Source organism: Methylobacterium sp. J-072, assembly GCF_022829425.1.
In the GTDB taxonomy this organism is placed as follows: domain Bacteria; phylum Pseudomonadota; class Alphaproteobacteria; order Rhizobiales; family Beijerinckiaceae; genus Methylobacterium.
On the sequence record NZ_JAKSYK010000048.1, the window covers coordinates 1 to 4,050 of the forward strand.

Consider the following 4,050-nt stretch of genomic DNA (forward strand, 5'->3'; position numbering starts at 1 on the left):
GTGCGCGTCGTGGGATCAGCGCTCCCGAGCAGACCACGCGCGCCCTTTTCCCGGACAGGTGAAGCGAGGCGGAACCTGATCCGGGACCCAGCACACGACGCGCCGCGCCAGCGGCACAGGTCGATCGGACGGACCCTGCGCGCCATCGTGTGCTGGGTCCCGGGTCGCATTCCGCTGGCGCTGCATGCGCCCGGGAAAAGGGCCGTTCAGACCGGCTTGACGCTATGTCCCGGCTCTCAGCCCAACATCTTGAAAGGCCTGGGTCGAGAGGCCGAAACGTTGCAATGATGTAACGTTTCCACGCGATCGCGACGGGACGCGCGATCCGCCCTTGCATCGACCCACCGCAGCACGTGAATGAAACATTATAACAGTGTGTGAGTCTCGATGCCTACCTCGCTCCGTCTCGCTTTCCTGGCCGGCACGATCCTGTCGGCGCCCCTCTGCACCGGTCTTCTGACAGCTCCGGCGCAGGCGCAGCAGGCTGTGACCCTCGACCAGATCAGCGTCACCAGCCCCAGCCCGATTCAGATCGGTCAGCCCACGGTCGGGTCCGCGGCCCCGCTCCAGACCGGCATCCTGCCGGTGGCGACCAACACGTTCTCGCCCGTCACCGTGGTGACCCAGGACCAGATCGCCCGCGACCAGCCCCGGACCCTGGGCGATGCCCTGTTCGACCGGCCCGGCATCTCCTCCACCACCTACGCGCCGGGCGCGGCCTCACGGCCGATCATCCGCGGCCTCGACAATGCCCGGGTGCGCATCCAGGAGAACGGCATCGTCAACGGCGGCGTCTCGGATCTCGGCGAGGACCACGCGGTGCCGGTGAACCCGCTGGTCTCCGATCGGATCGAGGTGATCCGCGGCCCTGCGACCCTGCGCTACGGCTCCGGCGCCATCGGCGGCGTGGTCTCGGCCGACAACAACCGGGTGCCGACCTTCATCCCGGCGAACGGCGTGCAGGGGCAGGTCACCAGCGGCTATTCCAGCGTCGATAACGGCCGGCTCGGCGCCGCGACGGTGGATGCCGGCGGCGACGGCATCGCGGTCCATGCCGACGGGTTCAGGACCGCCAGCGACAGCTACGCGATCCCCGGCGGGATCCAGCGCAACTCCTACACCGAGTCGCAGGGTGGCGCGGTCGGCATCTCGGCGATCGGCGACCGCGGCTTCGTCGGCATCTCGTTCAGCCACTACGACGCGATCTACGCGATCCCGGGGGGCGTCGCCGAGCAGGACCGCACGCGCCTGACCCCGAACCAGGATCGGTTCCTGTCGCGGGGCGAGTACCGGCCGCTGGACGGCCCGTTCGAGGTGATCCGCTACTGGGCGGGCTACTCGGTCTACCGGCACAACGAGGTCGGCATCGGCGAGGACGGGATCGAGGGCGTCCAGGCGATCTTCAAGAACCGCGAGGCCGAGGGGCGCCTGGAGCTCCAGCACGTCCCGGTCGACACGCCCTTCGGCCGGCTCACCGGCGCGCTCGGCTTCCAGTCGGACCGGCGGGTGATCAACACCCAGCTCGAATCGTTCCTGCCCAAGACCGAATCCCGGGCCAACGCGGTCTACCTGTTCGAGGAACTGGAGCTGCGCCCCGGCACGCGGCTGCAGGCGGCGGGCCGCTACGAGGTCGATCGGCTGTCGAGCACGGCCGCGCAATTCCCCGCGGACTTCACGCCGGTCGACGGCCAGGACCCGTTCCTCTACGCCCGGACCCGGCGCTTCGCCCCGAAGAGCGCCAGCATCGGCGCCCTCCAGGACCTGCCCTTCGGCTTCGTGGCGAGCCTCAACGGCTCCTATGTCGAGCGCGGGCCCACCGGCTACGAGCTGTTCTCGCAGGGGCCGCACGACGCCACCGCGACCTTCGAGATCGGCAATCCGGACCTCAAGAAGGAGCGCGTCCGCACGGTCGATGCCAGCATCCGCCGCGCGGAGGGGCCGCTGCGCCTCGACGCCACCGGCTATTACACGCGCTACACCGGCTTCATCTACCGCAACTTCACCGGGCTCACCTGCGGCGACGACTTCGCCTCCTGCGGCAGCGGCACCGAGAACCGGCAGATCGTCTACCAGCAGCAGAACGCCACCTTCTACGGTGCCGAGATCATCGGCCAAGTCGATCTCCTGCCGGTCGGCGACGGTTTTGCCGGCGTCGAGGCGCAGTTCGACTTCGTGCGCGCCCAGTTCGACAACGGCACCAACGTGCCGCGCATCCCGCCCTACCGGCTCGGCGGCGGACTCTACCTGCGGGCGGATGGCTGGTTCGCCCGGGTGAACCTGCTCCACGCCTTCGACCACCAGGCGACCGCCCTGTTCGAGACCCCCACCCCCGGCTACGATGACCTGCGCGCCGAGCTGAGCTACACGAAAGCGATCGATCCGGCGGTCTACGGCGCGAGCACGATCACCCTCGGCGTGCAGGGCCGCAACCTGCTCGACGCCGACATCCGCAATTCGACCTCGTTCAAGAAGGACGAGATTTTGTTGCCGGGCCGGAACGTGCGGCTGTTCCTGACGGCGCGGTTCTAGGGACGGTCCGGGGCGGCGGTCGCGCCGGATACGGGTCTCACGCGACGGGCTGTGAGCCTCTCCGTCATTGCGAGCGCAGCGAAGCAACCCAGTGCGGCGCCACGTTCGGTGGTGTCGCGCTGCCCTGGGTCACTTCGCTTCGCTCGTGATGACGGTGAGGGCTGCGATGGCAGCGGCACGCAGCTGGAACCGCATGAGACGAGGTTCGGTGCGCCGGATGGCGTGAACCCGGGCGGTCGCGCGGCTATCATCGCGCAGCCCCGATGGCCGAGACCGGACGAGACCCGAATGGCGAGCGCGACTGCACCGATCCGAGTCGGCCTGATCGGCTACGGCTATTCCGGCAAGACCTTCCATGCCCCTTTAATCCGCGCCGTTCCGGCGCTCGACCTCCGGGTGGTCGCCTCGAGCGATCCCACCAAGGTCCGGGCCGACCTGCCCGGCCTGGCCGTCATGGCCGATCCCACCGCGGTCGCTATGTCGGATGGCGTCGACCTGGTGGTGATCGCCTCGCCCAACGATACCCACGCGCCGCTGGCCCGGCTCGCCCTGGAGGCGGGCAAGCACGTCGTTGTCGACAAGCCCTTCACCCTCGACCTCGCCGAGGCGCGCGGGCTGGTCGCGCTGGCGCAGCGCCAGGGCCGGATGCTTTTCGTCTTCCACAACCGGCGCTGGGACAGCGACTTTCTCAGTGTCCGAAAGGCCATCGCGGACGGCGTCCTCGGCAAGGTCCGGCATTTCGAATCGCATTTCGACCGGTTCCGCCCGCAGGTCCGCGACCGGTGGCGGGAGGGGGCCGGCCCTGGCGGCGGCATCTGGTACGATCTCGGGCCCCACCTCGTGGATCAGGCGCTCCAGCTGTTCGGGCTGCCCGACCGGGTGACCGCCAGCCTGGCGCGGCTGCGCACCGGCGCGCGCTCTGACGACTGGGCCCACGTGGTGCTGGAGTATCCGGGCCTGCGCGCGGTCCTGCACGCCAGCATGCTGGTCGCCGGCGGATCGCCCCGCTTCGTGATCCACGGCGAGGCCGGCAGCCTCGTCAAGCAGCGCCTCGACATCCAGGAGCAGCAGCTCCTGGCCGGCATGGTTCCGGGCGCGCCGGGATGGGGCGCGGACCCGGACGGGATCGCGATCCACGATTGCACCGGGGCGGTGGCGCACGCGCCTGCAGTGGCCGGGGATCAGAGGCGCTACTACGAGGCCGTGGCGCGCCAGCTCACGCAGGGCGCGATCGAGTCTTCTGCGGCGCTGGAGGCGCTTCAGGTGATGGCCTGCATCGAAGCGGCCCTGATCTCGGCGCGGACCGGAACGTCCGTCGCGCTGGCGCTTACGGCGGAGGAGCGGGATGTGTCCCGGTTCGCTGGGGATGGATCGGTATCACTAGAGCGTCGTCCACTTAATTGGACGCATATCCCTTGTCCTTGAGGAAGTTCCAGCACTCTTGGGGCTCGAACAAGCCGCAGATGTCGCCGATGGCTCGCCAGAGAGCGTCGAAGGTGCGGGCCTTGGCCTTGCGCAGGT

2 protein-coding genes are annotated in these 4,050 nt (G+C 69.3%); both read left to right on the forward strand.

The annotated features are described in order from the left end of the window. The first annotated feature begins 387 nt into the window (after positions 1-387). Positions 388-2,529, forward strand: a complete 2,142-nt coding sequence (locus MKK67_RS04415; RefSeq protein WP_243962454.1) for a TonB-dependent receptor — start codon at positions 388-390, stop codon at positions 2,527-2,529. A gap of 288 nt (positions 2,530-2,817) precedes the next feature. After that, complete coding sequence (locus MKK67_RS04420) at positions 2,818-3,954, forward strand: oxidoreductase (protein ID WP_243962455.1); 1,137 nt, start codon at positions 2,818-2,820, stop codon at positions 3,952-3,954. Positions 3,955-4,050 lie beyond the last annotated feature (96 nt).

Bases quoted from the DNA above. Each gene is read 5' to 3' on its own strand.
- MKK67_RS04415 (WP_243962454.1), top strand. From the start codon at position 388: ATGCCTACCTCGCTCCGTCTCGCTTTCCTGGCCGGCACGATCCTGTCG.
- MKK67_RS04420 (WP_243962455.1), top strand. From the start codon at position 2,818: ATGGCGAGCGCGACTGCACCGATCCGAGTCGGCCTGATCGGCTACGGC.